Raw genomic sequence first — 298 nt, forward strand, 5'->3', positions numbered from 1 at the left:
TGCCGGAGGAGTCGACGTTGCCGGGGGATCGGCCTCGTCCGGTGGTGTCGAGTTACCGGGGCGCCTCGCATGGGTTCGTGATCGATGGTCGTGTTCGTGCGAGCATCACCGATCTTGCCCGACGCAGTGGCGCAACCGAATTCATGGTCGTCCATGCTGCTCTGGCGGTGTTGCTGTCGCGGTTGGGTGCGAGTTCCGATGTTGCGATCGGCACCCCGATTGCGGGTCGTGGTGAGGCTGCGCTCGATGATCTGGTGGGTATGTTCGTCAATACGTTGGTGTTGCGGACGTCGGTTGA

Annotated in this window: 1 protein-coding gene; it reads left to right on the top strand. The window is 62.4% G+C overall.

The genetic code is table 11. The annotated features are described in order from the left end of the window. Positions 1-44: 44 nt before the first annotated feature. The coding region (locus tag ACLQ3J_RS20945; RefSeq protein ID WP_425904304.1) for a condensation domain-containing protein at positions 45-298 on the top strand (254 nt) is incomplete at its 3' end.

Origin of the sequence: Rhodococcus sp. DT1 (assembly GCF_049844875.1) — a bacterium.
Classification (GTDB): Bacteria; Actinomycetota; Actinomycetes; order Mycobacteriales; family Mycobacteriaceae; genus Rhodococcus.